Annotated in this window: 14 protein-coding genes; 10 read left to right on the top strand and 4 right to left on the bottom strand. The window is 70.3% G+C overall.

Translation table 11 applies throughout. The annotated features are described in order from the left end of the window. The first annotated feature begins 62 nt into the window (after nucleotides 1–62). The 8 genes from ACIQWX_RS29495 (at nucleotide 63) to ACIQWX_RS29530 (ending at nucleotide 11,231) form a co-directional block, all read left to right on the top strand. Nucleotides 63–2,300: a discoidin domain-containing protein gene (locus tag ACIQWX_RS29495; RefSeq protein WP_400877671.1), complete on the top strand. Its 2,238-nt coding sequence runs from the start codon at nucleotides 63–65 to the stop codon at nucleotides 2,298–2,300. Nucleotides 2,301–2,306: 6 nt separating this feature from the next. After that, a complete protein-coding gene (locus tag ACIQWX_RS29500; protein ID WP_400877674.1) occupies nucleotides 2,307–4,493 on the top strand; it encodes a discoidin domain-containing protein in 2,187 nt (728 codons plus the stop codon). A gap of 86 nt (nucleotides 4,494–4,579) precedes the next feature. Further along, nucleotides 4,580–5,587 (top strand): LacI family DNA-binding transcriptional regulator, encoded by a 1,008-nt coding sequence (locus ACIQWX_RS29505; RefSeq protein ID WP_086856081.1) that lies wholly within the window; start codon nucleotides 4,580–4,582, stop codon nucleotides 5,585–5,587. A gap of 270 nt (nucleotides 5,588–5,857) precedes the next feature. Further along, entirely contained in the window at nucleotides 5,858–7,222 is a 1,365-nt protein-coding gene (locus ACIQWX_RS29510) for an ABC transporter substrate-binding protein (protein WP_400877677.1), read from the top strand. Beyond that, on the top strand, nucleotides 7,200–8,174 hold the full coding sequence (locus ACIQWX_RS29515) for a carbohydrate ABC transporter permease (protein ID WP_400877680.1): 975 nt from the start codon (nucleotides 7,200–7,202) through the stop codon (nucleotides 8,172–8,174). Before ACIQWX_RS29510 ends, ACIQWX_RS29515 begins: the two co-directional genes overlap by 23 nt. Next, nucleotides 8,171–9,040, top strand: a complete 870-nt coding sequence (locus ACIQWX_RS29520) for a carbohydrate ABC transporter permease (protein WP_400877683.1) — start codon at nucleotides 8,171–8,173, stop codon at nucleotides 9,038–9,040. The genes ACIQWX_RS29515 and ACIQWX_RS29520 overlap by 4 nt, the downstream gene beginning before the upstream one ends. Nucleotides 9,041–9,070: 30 nt before the next feature. Then, the gene (locus ACIQWX_RS29525; protein ID WP_400877685.1) at nucleotides 9,071–10,648 is read left to right on the top strand and encodes a glycoside hydrolase family 13 protein; all 1,578 of its coding nucleotides are present in this window, start codon (nucleotides 9,071–9,073) and stop codon (nucleotides 10,646–10,648) included. A gap of 103 nt (nucleotides 10,649–10,751) precedes the next feature. Then, nucleotides 10,752–11,231, top strand: coding sequence for a GNAT family N-acetyltransferase (locus ACIQWX_RS29530; protein ID WP_400877688.1), 480 nt, complete (start codon nucleotides 10,752–10,754; stop codon nucleotides 11,229–11,231). Here ACIQWX_RS29530 and ACIQWX_RS29535 read toward each other — a convergent pair. Beyond that, nucleotides 11,221–12,555, bottom strand: coding sequence for an LVIVD repeat-containing protein (locus ACIQWX_RS29535; RefSeq protein WP_400877691.1), 1,335 nt, complete (start codon nucleotides 12,553–12,555; stop codon nucleotides 11,221–11,223). The genes ACIQWX_RS29530 and ACIQWX_RS29535 overlap by 11 nt on opposite strands. A gap of 94 nt (nucleotides 12,556–12,649) precedes the next feature. Between ACIQWX_RS29535 and ACIQWX_RS29540 the strand changes: the two genes are divergently transcribed. Both ACIQWX_RS29540 and ACIQWX_RS29545 read left to right on the top strand, forming a co-directional pair. Further along, on the top strand, nucleotides 12,650–14,092 hold the full coding sequence (locus ACIQWX_RS29540) for an ABC transporter substrate-binding protein (RefSeq protein ID WP_400877693.1): 1,443 nt from the start codon (nucleotides 12,650–12,652) through the stop codon (nucleotides 14,090–14,092). Then, entirely contained in the window at nucleotides 14,089–14,661 is a 573-nt protein-coding gene (locus tag ACIQWX_RS29545) for a nucleotidyltransferase domain-containing protein (protein ID WP_400877696.1), read from the top strand. The genes ACIQWX_RS29540 and ACIQWX_RS29545 overlap by 4 nt, the downstream gene beginning before the upstream one ends. Here the strand turns inward: ACIQWX_RS29545 and ACIQWX_RS29550 are convergent. From ACIQWX_RS29550 to ACIQWX_RS29560, 3 genes are all read right to left on the bottom strand, one after another. Next, complete coding sequence (locus ACIQWX_RS29550) at nucleotides 14,658–15,392, bottom strand: SDR family oxidoreductase (protein WP_400877698.1); 735 nt, start codon at nucleotides 15,390–15,392, stop codon at nucleotides 14,658–14,660. The genes ACIQWX_RS29545 and ACIQWX_RS29550 overlap by 4 nt on opposite strands. Before the next feature lie 59 nt (nucleotides 15,393–15,451). Further along, entirely contained in the window at nucleotides 15,452–17,356 is a 1,905-nt protein-coding gene (locus tag ACIQWX_RS29555; RefSeq protein ID WP_400877701.1) for a S8 family peptidase, read from the bottom strand. Between the two features lie 129 nt (nucleotides 17,357–17,485). Continuing rightward, complete coding sequence (locus tag ACIQWX_RS29560) at nucleotides 17,486–18,373, bottom strand: NADP-dependent oxidoreductase (protein ID WP_400877704.1); 888 nt, start codon at nucleotides 18,371–18,373, stop codon at nucleotides 17,486–17,488. Between the last annotated feature and the right edge of the window lie 58 nt (nucleotides 18,374–18,431).

Here is an 18,431-nt window from a genome sequence, read left to right on the forward strand (position 1 = left end):
CACGATTCGTATGATCCGGATCACAGAGGTCCCCACCTGCTGCGGAAAGGCCAGTGCCGCCCATGTCTCCCAGCTCTGTCTTCAGCGCGCCCAAAATCCGGTTGGGCGCCCTTGCGTTGGCCGTGATCGCCGCGGCCGGCGTCACCATCGCCGCGCTTCCGGCCGACGCGCTCGCCGCCGGCCGCGGCGCGAGCGTGCCCTTCGTCGAACAGGAAGCCGAAACCGCCGCCACCAACGGTTCCGTCATCGGCCCGAACCGCGCGGCGGGCACGCTCGCCGGCGAGGCGTCCGGCCGCAAAGCCGTGACGCTCGGCCAGGGCCAGTACGTCGAGTTCACGCTCACCGCGCCGGCGAACTCGATCGACTTCCGTTACAGCGTCCCCGATTCCGTGAACGGCACGATCTCGCTGTACGTCGGCGGTACCCACAACCGGGACATCGCGCTGACGTCGAAGTGGGCGTGGTACTACGGCTCGTACCCGTTCACGAACAACCCGGGTGACGGGCACGCACACCACTTCTACGACGAGACGCGCGCGCTGCTCGGCACGTCGTACCCGGCCGGCACCAAGATCAAGCTGCAGGTCGACGCGGGCGACGTCCCGGCGACGATCGACCTCGCCGACTTCGAGCAGGTCGGCGCGGCGGCCACACGGCCGGCGAACTCGGTGTCCGTCACCGACTACGGCGCCATCGCGGGAGACACGAGCGACGACGCTTCGGCGTTCGACTCGGCGGTCGCCGCGGCTCGCGGCCAGGGCAAGGAAGTCTGGATCCCGTCCGGCACCTTCACCCTCGGCCACCACATCACGGTCGACCAGGTGACGATCCGCGGCGCCGGGCCCTGGTACTCGGTGCTGACCGGCTCGCGCGCCGGCATCTTCGGCAAGGGCGAACCGGCGAGCTGCGGGACGTCGACGTACCCCGGCAACCCCGCCGTGCCCGGCACGAGCAGCGCGGTGAAACTCTACGACTTCGCGATCATCGGGCAGGTCGACGCGCGCGTCGACTGCGACCAGTCCAACGCCATCGGCGGGGCGCTGGGCGGCGGCTCGGTCGTGCAGAACCTGTGGCTGCAGCACACGAAGGTCGGGCTGTGGCTCGACGGGCCGTTCGACGGGCTCACCGTGGCCGGCAACCGGATCCTCGACCAGACCGCCGACGGGCTGAACCTGCACCAGGGCATCAGCAACGTGACGGTGACCAACAACTTCCTGCGCAACACCGGTGACGACGGCCTCGCGATGTGGTCCGAGCACGACGCCGACCACCACAACACGTTCTCTTTCAACACCGTGCTGCTGCCGATCCTCGCCAACAACATCGCGATCTACGGCGGGCACGACAACACCGTCGCCGACAACGTCGTGGCCGACAACCAGGACCAGGGCGGCGGCATCCACATCGCCAACCGGTTCAGCGCGGTGCCGCTGTCCGGGACGACGACGGTCGCGCGCAACACCGCGATCCGCACCGGCGTGCTCGACTCGAACTGGCAGTTCGGCGTCGGCGCCCTGTGGTTCGACGGCCGCGACTCGGCCATCACCGGCCGCGTCGACGTCACCGACCTCGACTTGCAGGACAACAACTACGAGGCGATCCAGTTCATCGACGGCGCGACCACGGACGTGCACTTCACGAACGTCCGGATCAGTGGCGCCGGCACGTTCGCCTGGCAGCTGCAGTCGAAGCCGACGGGGTCGGTGAAGAACGTCGTCGCGACCGGCGTCGGGCGCGCGGGCGTCTACAACTGCATGGGCCCGGACGCGATGGCCGGGCTGGCCGACCAGGGCGGCAACTCCGGGTGGACGACGACGTTCTGCGGCTCGTGGCCGTCGCCGGTGTACGGCTCGGACAACGGCGGCACGACGACCACCCCGCCGCCGACCACCACGCCGACGCAGCCGAGCGGGAACCTGGCGCTGCACAAGGCGATCAGCGCGTCGGCGTCCCAGGGTGGGTTCCCGGCTTCGAACGCGGTCGACGGCGATGCGAATTCCTATTGGGAGAGCGCGAACAACGCGTTCCCGCAGTCGCTGACTGTCGACTTCGGCAGCACGGTTTCGGTGTCGCGCCTGGTGCTGAAGCTGCCGCCGTCCTCGGCGTGGGGCACGCGCACGCAGACGATCTCGGTCGACGGCGTCAAGGCGGCCGCCGGCTACACGTTCAACCCGGCGTCGGGCAACACCGCGACCATCACGTTCCCGGCGACGTCCGCCCGCACCCTGCGGCTGACCTTCACCGGCAACACCGGCTGGCCCGCCGGGCAGCTGTCCGAGCTCGAAGCCTATTCGTCCTGAGAGGTGATGACGATGTCCCGCATCCCGGCTTTACTCGCCGTCGCGCTCGCCGCGTCCGGCCTGACCGTGCTGGCCGGCGGCACACCCGCGGCGGCCGCGACCTGCCCGACGACGGCGTCCGGCGGCGCGAGTGTGCCGTTCCGGACGGTCGAGGCCGAGTGTTCCGCCACGAACGGCTCAGCGGTCGGCCCCGACTACACGCAGGCTTCGATCGCCTCGGAGGCGTCCGGACGGCAGGCCGTGCGGATCACGACCGGCCAGTACGTCGAATTCACGCTGCCCGCGGCAGCCAACTCGATCAACGTCCACTACAACCTGCCGGACGGCTCATCGGGCCGGCTTTCGGTTTACGTCAACGGGACCAAGCTCGGCAGCGGGCTGTCGGTGACGTCCCGGTATTCCTATGTGGACACCAGCTGGATCCCGGGCGCGAAGACGCACCACTTCTTCGACGACGCCCGCCTGCTGTTCGGGCAGAACGCTTCGGCCGGCGCGAAGGTGCGGGTGGCCGCCGACTCGGGTGATGTCGGGCAGGCGACCATCGACCTCGCCGACTTCGAGCAGGTCGGCGGCGCCGGGACCAAGCCGTCCGCGGCTTTGTCGGTGACCGACTACGGCGCCACCGCGAACGACTCTTCCGACGACTCGCAGGCGTTCCGCAACGGCCTCGCGGCGGCGCGGTCACAGGGTCGCGAGTTGTGGGTGCCGTCCGGCCGGTTCGAGATCGGGTCGGCTCTGCAGATCGACCAGACGACGGTCCGCGGTGCGGGTCAGTGGTACACCGTGTTGCACGGCAACAACATCTTCAACAACGGCAGCGCGTCCGGCAACATCAAGCTGTACGACTTCGCGGTGTTCGGCGACGTGACCGAGCGGAACGACGGCAGCCCGGACAACGCGTTCCACGGTGTGCTGGGCAACGGCTCGGTCGTCAGCGGCCTGTGGATCCAGGACACGAAGTGCGGGCTGTGGCTGATGAACGGCGCGTCGTCGAACGTCACGATCGAGAACAACCGCATCCTCGACACCCAGGCCGACGGCGTGAACTTCGACGGCGCGGTGACCAACTCGACGTTGCGCAACAACTACCTGCGCAACAACGGCGACGACGGGCTCGCGCTGTGGTCCAACGGCCAGGCCGATTCGGGCAACTCGCTGGTGAACAACACGATCGTGCAGCCGAACCTGGCCAACGGCATCGCGCTGTACGGCGGCTCGAACAACACGGTGAGCGGCAACCTGGTGCAGGACACCAACGCGCTCGGCGGCGGCTACCTGGTGGCGAACCGGTTCAACTCGGTGCCGCTGTCGGGCACGGTGACGCTGTCGAACAACACGGCGCTGCGGGCCGGGGCGCTCGACCCGAACTGGAAGTTCGGCGTGGGCGCGTTGTGGTTCGACGCGCGGGACCAGGCGATCACCGGCGTGACGATCCGCGTCACCGGGTTCACCGCGATCCAGAGCCCGTACGAGGCGATCCAGTTCATCGACGGCAACGGCGCGGGCAAGCCGATCCAGGGCATCACGATCGACGGCGTCTCGGTGCAGGGCGTGGGCACGTTCGTGGCGCAGTCGCAGACGCAGGGGTCGGTGTCGATCAGCAACCTGACGGCGTCCGGCGTCGGGGTGACCGGGACGTACAACTGCCCGTACCCGACGTCGATCCCGCGGATGACCTTCAGCGGGTCGGGCAACAGCGGCTGGACCGGCACGTGGAGTGACTGCTCGACGTGGCCGGCGCCGAACTCGGGGCCGCCGCAGCCGCCCACGTCGGGGAGCAACCTCGCGCGCGGCAAGGCGATCAGCGCGTCGGCGTCGGTCGGTGGCTTCCCGCCGTCGAACGCGGTCGACGGTGACGCCAACTCGTACTGGGAGAGCGCGAACAACGCGTTCCCGCAGACGCTGACGGTGGACCTGGGCGCGGCGGCGTCGATCAACAAGGTGACGCTCCGCCTCCCGCCGTCCTCGGCGTGGGGCGCGCGGACGCAGACGGTGACGATCTCCGGCAGCACGGACGGCGGAACGTACACGACCCTGGTGGGCTCGCGCGGCTACGCGTTCGACCCGGCGTCCGGCAACACGGCGTCGGCGTCCTTCCCGGCGACGTCCCAGCGTTTCGTCCGGCTGACGTTCACCGGCAACACGGGCTGGCCCGCGGGCCAGGTGTCCGAGTTCGAAGTGGCGGCTTCGTAGCTCGGCTCGCGACAAGCCCGTACCGGTCAGCGAGACCGGTACGGGCTTGTCATACTTTTGCGCCCGGTTGCTGTAAAGTTTCACTCATGACGCGTCGTCTTGCCGAAGTCGCCCGCCAGGTCGGGGTCAGTGAAGCCACGGTCAGCCGGGTGCTCAACGGCCGGTCCGGAGTGTCCGCCAGCACCCGGGCCGCCGTGCTCACCGCGCTGGACGTGATGGGCTACGAGCGGCCCACCCAGCTGCGGGGCGAGCGGGCCCGGCTGGTCGGGCTGGTGCTGCCGGAGCTGCAGAACCCCATCTTCCCGGCGCTGGCCGAGATCATGGGCAACGCGCTCGCGCAGCAGGGGTTCACGCCGGTGCTGTGCACGCGCACGGCGGGCGGGGTGTCCGAGGCGGAGTACGTCGAGCTGCTCCTGCAGCAGCAGGTGTCGGGCGTGGTCTTCGCCGGCGGCCTGTACGCGCAGGCGGACGCGGTGCATTCGCACTACCACCACCTGGTCGAGCGCCGGCTCCCGACGGTGCTGATCAACGCGGCGGTCGAACACCTGGGCCTCCCCCAGGTCTCGTGCGACGACGCGGTGGCGGTCGAGCAGGTCGTCGGGCACTTGAGCTCGCTGGGGCACGAGAAGATCGGGCTGGTGCTGGGACCGTCGGACCACGTGCCGTCGCAGCGCAAGCTGGCGGCGTTCCAGGCGTACGCGGCGAAGCTGGGGTTGCCGGTCCTGGACGAGCTGGTCGAGCACGGGATGTTCTCGATCGAGGGAGGCCACGCGGCGGCGGCCAGGCTGTACCCCCGAGGCGCGACGGCGGTGCTGTGCGCGAGCGACCTGCTGGCGCTGGGAGCGGTCCGGGCGGCGCGCCGGCAGGGGCTGTCGGTGCCGGAGGACATCTCGGTGGTGGGCTACGACGACTCGGCGCTGATGAACTGCACGGACCCGCCGCTGACGACGACCCGCCAGCCGATCGAGGCCATGGGGCGGGCCGTGGTGGAGCTGCTGGTGAAGCGGATCAACGGCGGCGAGGTGGCGGCCGAGGAGCTGCTGTTCGCGCCGGAGCTGGTGGTCCGCGGATCCACGGCCCGCCGCACGGCATAGCTCCCTCCCCCGAGGCGCGACGGCTTGCGAGCCGTCGCGCCTTTTTCGTGCCCGCACCCAGCGCCCCAATGTGGCCTTCGGTGCGTCAGGCGCACCCAAGGCGGCCTTCGGTGCGTCTGACGCAACCAAGGCCACATTGGGGCGCCCTGGGCGGGCGCGCCCTGTTCGTAACTTGCAAATTCTCGTCGTCTTATTGCGTCGATCTGCTCTCACACTTTAGAGTGACCGCAATCACGTGACAGCCGTCGCGACCCCGAGAAGAGGCTTGAGATGAGCAGTCCCTGGTCCCGCCGTACGTTGTGCCTGATCGCCGCAGGGGGCCTGGCCCTCGGATTGGCCGCCTGCGGTGACGGCGACACCGCCGCCCAGACCGGTGGGAAGGTGAAGATCACCGTCACCGGCCAGCCGCCGACCAGCCAGCCGTTCGAGCGCAGCGTCTTCGACGCCGACGTCAAGGAGTTCGAGGCTTCCCACCCGAACATCGACATCGATCCGCACGAAGGGTTCATGGACCCGAAGACGTTCTCCGCCAAGCTCGCCGGCGGGCAGCTCGAGGACGTCTACTACGTCTACTTCACCGACCCCGCCCAGATCATCGCGCGGCACCAAGCCGCCGACATCACGGAAGCCGCGAAGAGCGTTCCGCACATCAACGACATCAAGCCGGAACTGCTGGACAACTTCCGCGACTCCAGCGGCAAGCTCTACGGCCTGCCGACGATGAACTACACGATGGGCCTGGTCTACAGCCGCCCGCTGTTCCAGAAGGCCGGGCTCGACCCCGACAAGCCGCCGACCACCTGGGACGAGGTCCGCGAAGACGCCAAGAAGATCGCCGCGCTGGGCAACGGCACCGTCGGGTACGCCGACTACAGCAAGAACAACCAGGGCGGCTGGCACATGACCGGCTGGCTCTACTCGATGGGCGGCGACATCGCCCGCAAGGACGGCGACAAGTGGGTTGCCGACTTCAACAACGAGAAGGGCAAGCAGGCCCTGCAGTACCTGCACGACATGCGCTGGACCGACAACTCGATGGGCGCCAAGCAGCTCCTCGAAGCCACCGACGTGCAGCGCATGATGGGCGCCGGCCAGCTCGGCATGTACATGGCCGCCCCGGACAACGTGCCCGTGCTCGTCAAGCAGTTCAACGGCAAGTACGAGGACTACGGCGTCGCCGGCATGCCCGGCGGCCAGGGCACGCTGCTCGGCGGCGAGGGCTACATGATCAACCCGAAGGCCTCGCCGGAGAAGGTCAAGGCCGGCCTCGAGTGGATCCAGTGGAAGTACCTCAACCCGGACCGCTTCGAAAAGCACATCCAGCAGTACGTCGACGGCAAGCAGCCGGTCGGCCTGCCCGCCGAGCCGACCCCGGACGTCTGGACGGGCTCGGTGCGCGAGCAGCAGCTGGCCCTGAAGGCCAAGTACGCCAACGTTCCCGCGAAGAACTACCAGTCCTACGTGGACACGACCAGCAAGATCAAGGGCAGCATCGAGCCGCCGAACGCGCAGCAGATCTACGCCGCGCTCGACAGCGTGATGCAGGCCGTGCTGACCGATCAGAACGCGAACATCGACCAGCAGCTGTCGTCGGCCGCGTCGAAGGTCAACAGTGTCCTCGCCCAGGTCAAGTAGCCTGCTCGCCTGGCCCGCGACGTCCTCGTCGCGGGCCAGGCGCCCGGCCGTCTCGCAAGAAGAACGCCGCCGCACCAAGCTCAAGCGCAAGATCAAGGAGAACCTCACCGCGTACGGCCTCCTGTGCGCCGCGCTCGTGGTGTTCGCGCTGTTCTCCTGGTACCCGATCGTCCGCGGCGTCCTGCTGAGCTTCCAGCAGGTCGACTTCGTCAACCCGCCGACGTGGGTCGGGTTCGACAACTTCCAGCGCCTGTTCGAGGACCCGCTCTTCGGCGTCGCCTGGCGCAACACGCTCCTGTTCACCGGGCTCGCGCTGGTCTTCGGCTTCGCCGTCCCCTTCCTCACCGCGGTGCTGCTGAACGAACTGAGGCACGCCAAGGCGTTCTTCCGGCTCGCCGTCTACCTGCCGGTGATGCTGCCGCCGGTCGTGACGGCGCTGATGTGGAAGTGGTTCTACGACCCGGGTCCCGGCCTGTTCAACTCCGTGCTCGGCGCGGTCGGCCTGCCCGGCGGCCAGTGGCTCGACTCGTCCGGCACGGCGATGCTGTCGCTGGTCTTCGTCTCGACGTGGGCCAACATGGGCAGCACCACGCTCATCTACCTGGCCGCGCTCGGCACGATCCCCGGCGAGCTCTACGAAGCCGCGGAGCTCGACGGCGCCGGCATGTGGAAACGCCTGCGGCACGTGACGTTCCCGCAGACGCGGTTCGTCCTGCTGGTGCTGCTCCTGCTGCAGATCGTCGCGACCATGCAGGTGTTCACCGAGCCGTACGTGATGACCGGCGGCGGCCCGGACGACTCGACGGTCACCGTGCTCCTGCTCCTGTACCGCTACGCCTTCGTCTACAACGACTTCGGCTCGGCGAGCGCGATGAGCCTGCTGCTGTTCGTGGCGCTCGGCGTGTTCTCCGCGTGGTACGTCCGGCTGACGCGGAAGGCGGACCAGTCATGAGAACCCTCGTCTCGCCGAGCGCGTTGCGCAGCCCGCGCGGCAAGGTCGTCTACGGCGTCGTCTTCGCGTGCACACTCCTGATCTTCATCCTCGCCTTCATGTTCCCGCTGTACTGGGTGATCACCGGCGCGATGAAGTCCCCGCAGGAGCTGGCGCAGACACCGGCGACGCTCGTCCCGCACGAGTGGCACCCGGAAACCTTCGGCGACGCGTGGAGCCAGCTGAGCCTGGGCAAGTACTTCCTCAACACGCTCGTCGTCGCCGGCGGCGCGTGGCTGGCGCAGCTGGCCATCGACGTCCCGGCCGCGTTCGCGCTGTCGAAGCTGCGCCCGAAGTTCGGCAACGTCGTGCTGGGCCTGATGCTGGCGACCCTGATGCTGCCGGCCACCGCGCTGCTCGTCCCGACGTACGTGACGGTGACGGACCTGCCGCTGCTGCACCTCAACCTGATCAACTCGCCGACCGCGGTCTGGCTGCCCGCGGCCGCGAACGCGTTCAACATCTACCTGCTCAAGCGGTTCTTCGACCAGATCCCGGACGAGCTGATCGAGGCGGCGCGCATCGACGGCGCCGGGCCGGTGCGCACGCTCTGGCGGATCATCCTGCCGATCTCGCGGCCGATCCTGGCCGTGGTGTCGATCCTCGCGGTGGTCACCGCGTGGAAGGACTTCATCTGGCCGCTGCTGGTGTTCCCGGACACCGAAAAGCAGACGCTCTCGGTGATGCTGCAGCGGGTGGCGATCGACATGCCGCTCAACGTGCTCGTCGCCGGGATGGTGCTGGCCAGCCTGCCGATGGTCGCGCTGTTCCTGGCGTTCCAGCGGCAGATCCTCGCCGGGCTGACCGCCGGCTCCATCAAGGGCTGACTTCCCAATCGACTCAGGAGGGGCACTTTCGTGACCGAGAAAACCGGCTGGTGGCGGAGCGCGGCGATCTACCAGGTGTACATCCGCAGCTTCGCGGACGGCAACGGCGACGGCGTCGGCGACCTCGCCGGCGTCCGCGCCCGGCTCGACCACCTGGCCGACCTGGGGATCGACGCGATCTGGTTCACCCCGTGGTACCCGTCCCCGATGGACGACGGCGGCTACGACGTCGCCGACTTCCGCGACATCGAACCGCTCTTCGGCACGCTCGCCGAGGCCGAGGAGCTGATCGCCGAGGCCCACGCCCGGAACATCCGGGTGATCATCGACATCGTGCCCAACCACTGCTCCGACGAGCACCGCTGGTTCCAGGCCGCGCTGGCGGCGGGCCCGGGTTCGCCGGAACGGCAGCGGTTCTGGTTCCGGCCCGGCCGCGGCCCGGACGGCAGCGAACCGCCCAACAACTGGAAGTCGCGCTTCGGCGGCTCCGCGTGGACGCGCGTGCCCGACGGCGAGTGGTACCTGCACCTCTACAGCTCGCGCCAGCCCGACTTCAACTGGGACAACCCCGAAATCCGCACGGAGTTCGAGGACGTGCTGCGGTTCTGGTTCGACCGCGGGGTCGACGGCTTCCGCATCGACGTCGCCGACGGCCTGGTGAAGGACCCGGCCCTGCCCGACGTCGAAGACGGCGACGAGACGCCGTTCTCCGACCAGGAAGGCCTGCACGAGATCTACCGCTCGTGGCGCAAGATCGTCGACAGCTACCCGGGCGAGCGCGTGCTCGTCGGCGAAATGTGGCTGCCCGACATGTCCCGGGCGGCGCGCTACCTGCGCCGCGACGAGCTGCACTCGGCGTTCAACTTCGACTTCCTGGTCTGCCCGTGGGACAGCAAGCGCTTTCGCGACGTCATCGACCGGACGCTGCGGGCGCACGACGAGGTCGGCGCGCCGGCGGCGTGGGTGCTGTCGAACCACGACGTCACGCGGCACGTCACCCGGTACGGCAGGCAGGGCGACACGGGTTTCTCGTTCGCGAACCGGCTGCACGAGCTGCCGGTGGACCTCTCGCTCGGCACCCAGCGGGCCCGCGCGGCCGCGCTGCTGACGCTGGCGCTGCCCGGCGGCCTCTACGTCTACCAGGGCGAGGAACTGGGGCTGTGGGAGGTCCTGGACATCGCGGACGACCTGCGCCAGGACCCGGTGTGGGCCCGCACGAACGGCGCCGACCCGGGCCGCGACGGCTGCCGCGTCCCGATCCCGTGGTCGGGCGACGAGCCGCCGTTCGGCTTCGGGTCGGGAGGCGCGTGGCTCCCGCAGCCGGAGGAGTGGAAGGCGTACACGGCCGCGGCGGAGGCGGCTGATCCGGAGTCGATGCTGTCGCTCTACCGCAACGGCCTGCGGCTGCGCCGGGACCTCCCGGCCGGCACGCTGGAGTGGCTCGACCTCGGCGAGGGTGTGCTGGCGTTCCGGATCGGGACGGAGTTCACGGTCGCGTTGAACTTCTCGGCGTCGGCCGTGCCACTGCCGGCCGGCGAAGTCCTGCTGGCCAGCGGCCCGGTGACGGAGTCCCTGCCGACCGACACGGCGGTCTGGCTGCGCTCCTGACCGACGCACCGGAGGCCGTCGCCGAGCCGGCTCGGCGACGGCCTCCGGTGGATCAGCCCGAAAATGCTTTGCGCCGGCGATCGCCGTTCGCGATGGTCGAATGGTGTCCGAACCCCGCTTGACCGTGCCTGGTCCGCGCTACCACGCGTCGTTCCTCGCCGCCCTGCGCGAGTTCCACGAAGAGGGGCTGCACACCGACCTCCGGACCGACGTCCTCGCCGACCCGGCGGCCTTCCGGCGCTGGGCCGCGGGAACCGCCACGCCCACGCACCGCGTCTACTGGTGGGTCGACGGCCCGCACTTCCTCGGGCGGGCCCGGCTCAACTTCCGGCTCACCGGGGAGCTGCCCGAGTTCGGCGGCCACATCGGCTACGACATCCGCCCCACGGCCCGCGGCCGGGGCCACGCCACCGCGCTGCTGCGGGCCGTCCTGGGCGAAGCGCGCGCCGCGGGTGTCGAGCGCGCCCTGCTGACCTGCGCGCCGGACAACCACGCGTCGCGCCGCGTGATCGAACGCAACGGCGGCGTCTACACCGACGTCAGCTCGGCCGGGCGGCTGCGCTTCTGGTGCGTCACTTCGTGAGCTGCAGGATGTCGATGCCGCGGGCGTTGTCGGCGACGTAGACGTACTTGCCGTGCCAGTACGGGGCCCACGCGCTCGCGTCGCCCGGGCGGTAGTACGCGATCTGGCGCGGGTTCGTCGGGTCGCTGACGTCGAGGAACCGCGTGCCCTGCGCGTAGAACGACTGGACGAGGATCTTGCCGCGGACGTCGAAGTAGTGCGCGGAGCAGTCGTCCGACGCCGGGTCGCTGCCCTCCTGGCCGTTGACACCCCAGGTGCCGACGCTCTCCAGCCGGAACGGCTGCTCAGGCGTCGAACGCCAGCCTTCGCCGTGGTAGGAGCCCTTCAGCGACGAGATGGTCAGGACACCGTCGCCCGCGCAGCCGTCGACGAAGTTCTCCTCCGTCGCGTAGATCAGGTCCTGGCCGCGCCACGCGCCGTCGCCGATGCGGTGGCCGGCCGGGTGGAAGCTGTTGTGCATGAACCGCGAGGGCGCGGCCGTCTCGGCGATGCCGCCGCCGGCGTACGGCACCGGCTCGTGCGCGGTGGCGCGGCGGACCTTGTTCGTCACCGGGTCGCGGTGCACGCCGTTCGTCCAGTAGCCGCGGACGCCGCCGCGGCCGGACACCCAGGCCACGCCGTTGTCGTCCACCTGGACGTCGTGCACGTAGTCGGTCTTGCCGTCGTTGCGGGCCAGCTCGATGGGCTGCGGGTTCACCTTCGGGTGCCGCGGGTCGCGGATGTCGGTGACCCAGATCGGCCGGCCGCCCCACTCGGCGGGCTGGTCGGCGGCCTTCGAGGGGCCGCCGGTCCACAGGTAGCGGCAGCCGTCGACGCAGCTGGTCGTGTGGCCGGCCGGGACCTTCGTGTAGCTGAGGATCGCCGGCGCCTCCGGCTTGGAGACGTCGACGACGTAGATGCCGGACTCACCGGTCTGGGTCGTGCCGCCGTACGCGCGCGGGTCGCGGGAGAGGAACACCAGCTTGCGGTTCTGGTCGACCTCGGTGTCCTCGGTCTCCCACAGCCCGGGCAGGCTGACCTGCCCGACCAGCTTCGGCGCGGCCGGGTTCTTCGTCAGGTCGTAGACCTTGAGCCCGAACTCGCCGGACACGACCATGACGTCGCGGCGGCCGTAGTCGAGGAAGTTGACCGAGATGGCGCCGGCGGCGTCCGGGACGCTGCCGACGGCCTTGACGTTCTTGATCGCGCCCGGGTCGCCCAGGGTGCGCGCGGCCGGGACCGCGGGCTTGTCGTCCTCGCCGCAGGCGGCGGCCGGGAGCCCGGTCGCGACCAGCGTGGCGCTGACGGTGACGGCGGCGAAGCACGACCGGAGCCAGGTACGCACGGAACCTCCCAGAACGCGTGTCCAGCGAACGGTACGACGGAGATCAACCGGACACAACCACCTTTGGTTGCCTCCTGGCTGGTAGGACTGGCCCATGCGCCTGCTCGCCCTGCTCGCCGTCGTGGCCCTCGCCGTCACGGGCTGTTCCGACCCCGCCCCGGCCCGGCCCGGCGTCCTGTCCGCCGGCATCCGGGAGCCCGCGACGCTCCTGCCGGCCGACGTCACCGACCAGGCGGGCCGGCTGGTGACCGGCGCGCTGTGGACACCGCTGGCCGACTACGCCCCGGCGACCGGGAAGGTCACGCCGCGCGCGGCCGAGTCGATCGAGAGCACCGACCGGGTGCACTGGACGGTCAAGCTCCGGCCGGCGAAGTTCCACGACGGCACGCCGGTCACTTCGCAGTCCTATGTGGACACGTGGCGAGCGGTTGCGTCGTCGAAGTGGGCTTCCGCGGCGGTGTTGACGAAGTTGTTGCGCGCCCGCGAAATCACGGCGCCCACTCCTTCCACGATCGCGCTCGTCCTGGACCGGCCGTCGGGACAGGTACCGGCCCTGCTGTCGGCGCCGGGCCTGGTCCCGCTGCCCGCGTCGGTGCTCGCGTCCCAAGACTGGACCGGCTTCGCGAAGGCCCCGATCGGCAACGGCCCGTACCGCCTCGACGGCGCGTGGCGGCCCGGCTCGGGTGGCACGCTGAAGCGCGTCGGCTCCGGGAAGGCCGAGGAGATCGACCTGCGCGTCGGCGACCCGGTGGTCCAGTACGACGAGGTGAAGGCGGGCAGGCTCGACCTGGCGACCGAGGTCCCGGGCGAGAAGCACGACGCGATGCACCCCGACTTCGGCGACGACCACCACGCGACCTGGGCGTTGCCGAGGGCGGGCTACCTGGCGTTCCCGGTGGCGAACCCCCGGTTCGCCGACGCGACGGTCCGCCACGGCTTCGCGCTCGGCATCGACCGCGCGGCCCTCGAAGCGGGCCCGCTCGAGCACCAGGTGGACCCGGCCAAGGCGCTGCTGCCCCCGGCGGACGCACCGGGCGAGCGATCGGGAACGTGCCGCCCGTGCACCTTCGACGCGGCGGCCGGGAAGGCGTTGTTGCAGCAGGCGTCCTTCCCCGGCGGAGCGACTGTCTACTTCGGACCTTCGACCGAGGCGTGGACGCGAGCGCTAGTGGTCGGCTTGCACAAGTCGTTGGACGTTTCGGTGACGGCCCAACCGTCCCCCGGCGCGGCGGACGGACCGTCCACACTGGACGTCTCGCTGGCGACGGCGAGTCCGTACGAGTTGTTGTCACTGTTGGCATCGGCGTCCGGGTACACGGACGAGGTGTTCCGCCAGAACCTGGAGTTGGCCGACGCGGCGGCGACACCGGAGGAGGCGGGTGAGCTGTACCGGTTGGCGGAGAACCAGCTGCTGCGCGACCTCCCGGTGGCCCCGCTGTGGTCGGGCCACGGCCACGCGGTGTGGGCACCGAGGGTCCACGACGTCACGACAACGCCGTTCACGGGGCCGGTGCTCGCGGGAATCGGGGTTTCGTGACCTGGAGTCCCGCGCCACTGTCCGAGGTGGTCACGCTGTTCTCGCGGGTCCGCACGCCGTGGTGGATCGCGGGCGGCCACGCGATCGAGCTGGCCGTGGGACACGCGTTCCGCTCGCACGCCGACGTCGACGTGCTGGTACTCCGGCGCGACCAGGCGGCGGTGCAGGAGGCGCTGCAGTCATGGGAATGGTGGGCGGCCGACCCGCCTGGCACGCTCCGCCCGTGGCGCCCCGGCGAGGTCCTGCCACCCGGGGTCGACGACGTGTGGTGCCGCCCGTCGGCCTCGGCGCCGTGGCGGATCCAGGTGATGCTCGACGAATCGGAGGGCGGCGAGTGGGTCTCCCGCCGCAACCCGGCGGTGCGGCGCGCGATCGACCGGCTCGGCGCGGTCTCCGCGGACGGCATCCCCTACCTGGCAACGGAAGTGCAGCTGTTCGCCAAGTCGCGGGCCACCCGGCCCAAGGACGAGCAGGACTTCACCGCGGCGCTGCCGGTGCTGGACGCCGCCCAACGCCAGTGGCTCGCGGACGCCCTCGGGAAGTCGCACCCGTGGCGTGACCGCCTCTAGCCGCGGCCGATGAACGGCATCGTCGTCGCCGTGACGGTCAGGAACTGGACGTTCGCCTCCAGCGGCAACTCCGCCATGTACCGCACCGCGGAAGCAACGTGCTCCACGTCGAACGTCGGCTCCGCCACCACCCGGCCGTCCGCCTGGGGGATCCCCGCCGCCATGCGCTCGGTCATCTCCGTGGCCGCGTTGCCGATGTCGATCTGGCCGCACGCCACGTTCCACGCTCGGCCGTCCAGGGAAATCGAGCGGGTCAACCCGGTGACCGCGTGCTTCGTCGCGGTATACGCCACGCTCGCCGGGCGTGGGACGTGTGCGGAGATGGAGCCGTTGTTGACGATCCGGCCGCCGCGCGGGTCCTGGTCGCGCATGAGCCGGACCGCCTGCTGGGCGCAGAGGAACATCCCGGTGAGGTTGACGTCGACGGTCCGCTTCCAGTCCTCGACGGACAGATCAGCGACCGTCCCGGCGGCCCCGATGCCGGCGTTGTTGAACAGCAGGTCGAGCCGCCCCCACTCGGCGCGAACCGCGGAGAACAACCGGGCGACCGAGTCCTCGTCGGCGACGTCGGTGGGCACGACGAGGGCGCCGTCGAAGCCGGCCGCGGTTTCCTCCAGCGCGGCGGCGCGCCGCCCGGCCAGGGCGACGGACCAGCCGTCGGTCAGCAACGCCCGGGCCACCGCGCGCCCGATCCCCGAGCCGGCTCCGGTCACCACCGCTGTCTTCGCCATGTTCCGACCGTAACGAAAAGAGGGCCCGGCGAACACCGGGCCCTCTTCCGTGGAAAAACCTACTTCGGCTGGACACCCAGCGCGGCCAGGGCCGGGCCGGCCATGATCACGCCGGTGCCCGTCACCGTGTCGAACCCGGGCGCGCCCAGGTCGATCGCCGACGACACCAGCGCCGACCGGATCTGGGCCGGCGTCGCCGTCGGCTTGCCCGACAGCAGCAGCGCCGCGATCGCCGCCGCGTGCGGGGCCGCCGCCGACGTGCCGAAGAACGGCTGGAAGCCCGTCACCGACGTCGCCACGCCGTCCGCCGCCGTGATGTCCGGCTTGTTGCGGGTCGTGCCGCCCGTCGAAGAGACGTTGCCCGGCGTGATCGCCGACCCGTCCGCGTTGTAGAACAGGTGACGCTTGCCGTCGGAGGAGAAGCGCTCCCACTTGCTCGACGCCCTGTACAGGCCGGGGTACGGGCCCGCCGGGTTGGCCGGGTCACCGGTCTCCAGCGGCCGACCGAACGCCGGGCCGGCCGGGGCCGCCGCCACGCTGAACGCGTTCGCCGCCGCCGAGTGGCCGTTCGTGACGCCGTTGGTGCTGAACGCCTTGAGCGAGCCCGAGGCCACGAACCGGCCGCGGATGACGTTCAGCGCGATGAACCGGTCGGCGCCGCTGTACTTGACCACCGCGACCTTGTAGCCGGAGCCCGTCGAAGGCACCGAAGCGATCTCGTACGGGTTCTGCGCGCCGGACTGGCCGTTCTCGCTGGAGGCCACGACGCTGCCCGAGGAGTTCAGGATGAACAGGTCGTAGTCGTTGGCGGACTTGCCCCACGGGTCGGACCAGAACAGCGTCACCGGCTTGCCGAGCGAGCCCGCCGAAAGCGCGTCGAAGTTCTGCGTGGTGCTGCTGGGGTCGAAGTCGTGCGGGGTGCCGGTGATGCCGCTGATCTTCGACGGCGACGCGCGGAAGTCGCCCTCGTAGTAGCCGCTCGTGCCGTCGGTCGCGTTGCCCGAGTTGCCCGCCGAGGAGAAGTACAGGACGCCGGCCGCGGTGACGTCGTTGACCGCCTGCGCGACCTGCGTGTCCTGGAACGGCGACTCGTCGAAGTAGGACACGTCGTCGACGATGATCGTGCAGTGGCCGGTGGTGCGCAGCGCGCGGATGTTGGCGGCGAAGCTGGCCTCGCTGGTGAACGCGGTGGCGAAGCCGAGGGCGGCGTTCGGCGCGAGGTCGTGGATGATCTCCAGCATCGCGGTGCCCTCGTCGCCGCTGCCCTTCTGGCCGGACAGGACGTCCACAGTGGGCAGTTCGCCGGCGCTCTGCGACTTCGCGAGCGAGTCGACGCCGTCGGAGAGGACGCAGACCTTGACGCCGGAGCCGCTGACGCCGTAGGTCGCGCGGGCGGCGTCGGCGCCGTGCGCCTTGTCGCCTTCGGACACCTGGGTCGCGGCGGCGGCCCGCACGGCGGCGGCCTCGCGGAAGTCCCGGTTGCCCTGCTCGCTCCAGGTGGTGGCCTGCGAAGCGGGCCGGACCTCGGCGACGTCGGCGCGCCCGGCGATCCCGTCGACGGCACCGAGCGGCAGGTCGGCGCGCACGGCGCCACCGGCGGCGTAGCGGACGGTGCCGCCAGCGGCCTTGACGGCGTCCGCGACGGCCTGGTCACGGCTGGCGGCGATGTCGACCGAGACGGTGCCGGCGGTGCTGACGCCGACGCCGGAGCGGTAGTCCGGCAGCTTCGCGGCCAGCGACCGATCGGCCCGCAACCGCTTCTCGACGACGAGTTGGCTCGATTGCTTGCGCTCGGCGGGGGTCAGGCTCTTCTTGATGCCCTGCAGCGCGTTGATGCCCGCCTCGGTGCGCGCGGCCGCCGCGTCCACGGTGGACGGCTGCGCCGCGGAAACCCCCGTGGTCAGCAGCAGGGCGCCGACCGTCAGCGGAACCGCGTGCGCGGCGACCCGGCTGAATCTCACCATCGATTTCTCCCTGAAGGCACTCGGCCGTATGACACCCAACCGGGTGTAATGGGGAGAATCTAAGTAGTGACCGCCCGGTGGTCCACCGACCAAAGTCGGGAACGTCCGGGCGCCCACATGCTGGAACGATCAGGGAAACATGAGAACGATTTTTCCCCGCCCGTGCCCGGTCTCGATTTCCCGGTGCGCGGCCACGGCCTCGGTGTACGGGTAGGCGCGGCGGACGTGGAACCGCAAGTCACCCTTGGCGTAGAGAGCGGCGAGTCCCGCAAGCCGCTCGGCGGAGCGTCCGGACTTCGAGACGAGCACGCCGAGGTCGGCGGCCCGGTCGTGGTCGACGAGGGTGAGGATCCGAGTTCGGTCACTCACCAGATCGAGTGAGACATCGAGGGCATCCCCACCGGCCCCGTCGAGCACGACGTCGACCTCGAACGGAGCGAGGCGTTCCTTGAGTCCCGGCCCGTAGACGACGGGGGTGGCGCCCAACTCGCGAAGGTAGTCCTGGTTGGCCTCGCTCGCGGTCCCGACAACCCTGGCCCCGGCGAGCCGCCCGAGCTGAACGGCGGCGGTCCCGACGGACCCGGCGGCGGCGTGCACGAGCAGCGTCTCGCCCCTTTTCACCCGCAGCAGCTCCAGCGCGATGGAGGCGGTCTGGGTACCGGCGGTGAACCCACCGGCAACGTCCCACGGCATCTCGGGCGGCTTCGGCGTGACATCGGTGACGGGAACGACGACGTATTCGGCGGCGGCTTGCACGGCGGTGAAGCCGAGAACTTCGGTACCGGCCGCGAGATCACCCTCATCGACAACACCGGCGAACTCGTTCCCGGGAACCCGAGGCCACCCAAGCTTGAGATGGGGCGGCTCCCACCCGGCCCGAACGGCGGCATCAAAGGGCTGCACCCCGGCGGCTCTGACGCGAACGCGAACCTCCCCGGGCCCGGCGTGCGGCTCAGGGAGGTCGAGAACGCGGAGAACTTCGGGACCACCGAACTCGGTGAAGGCAACGGCTTTCATGAGCCCGAGTGTGATACTTCGAGTTACCTTGAAGTCAAGACGGCGAGTTCAGCGGAGC

The sequence above is a fragment of the Amycolatopsis sp. NPDC098790 genome (assembly GCF_044759945.1).
Lineage (GTDB): Bacteria > Actinomycetota > Actinomycetes > Mycobacteriales > Pseudonocardiaceae > Amycolatopsis.

Excerpts from the sequence above, each read along its gene's own strand:
- ACIQWX_RS29520 (WP_400877683.1), top strand. The coding sequence starts at position 8,171 with ATGAGAACCCTCGTCTCGCCGAGCGCGTTGCGCAGCCCGCGCGGCAAG.
- ACIQWX_RS29495 (WP_400877671.1), top strand. The coding sequence starts at position 63 with ATGTCTCCCAGCTCTGTCTTCAGCGCGCCCAAAATCCGGTTGGGCGCC.
- ACIQWX_RS29510 (WP_400877677.1), top strand. The coding sequence starts at position 5,858 with ATGAGCAGTCCCTGGTCCCGCCGTACGTTGTGCCTGATCGCCGCAGGG.
- ACIQWX_RS29500 (WP_400877674.1), top strand. The coding sequence starts at position 2,307 with ATGACGATGTCCCGCATCCCGGCTTTACTCGCCGTCGCGCTCGCCGCG.
- ACIQWX_RS29555 (WP_400877701.1), bottom strand. The coding sequence starts at position 17,356 with ATGGTGAGATTCAGCCGGGTCGCCGCGCACGCGGTTCCGCTGACGGTC.
- ACIQWX_RS29540 (WP_400877693.1), top strand. The coding sequence starts at position 12,650 with ATGCGCCTGCTCGCCCTGCTCGCCGTCGTGGCCCTCGCCGTCACGGGC.
- ACIQWX_RS29505 (WP_086856081.1), top strand. The coding sequence starts at position 4,580 with ATGACGCGTCGTCTTGCCGAAGTCGCCCGCCAGGTCGGGGTCAGTGAA.
- ACIQWX_RS29550 (WP_400877698.1), bottom strand. The coding sequence starts at position 15,392 with ATGGCGAAGACAGCGGTGGTGACCGGAGCCGGCTCGGGGATCGGGCGC.
- ACIQWX_RS29560 (WP_400877704.1), bottom strand. The coding sequence starts at position 18,373 with ATGAAAGCCGTTGCCTTCACCGAGTTCGGTGGTCCCGAAGTTCTCCGC.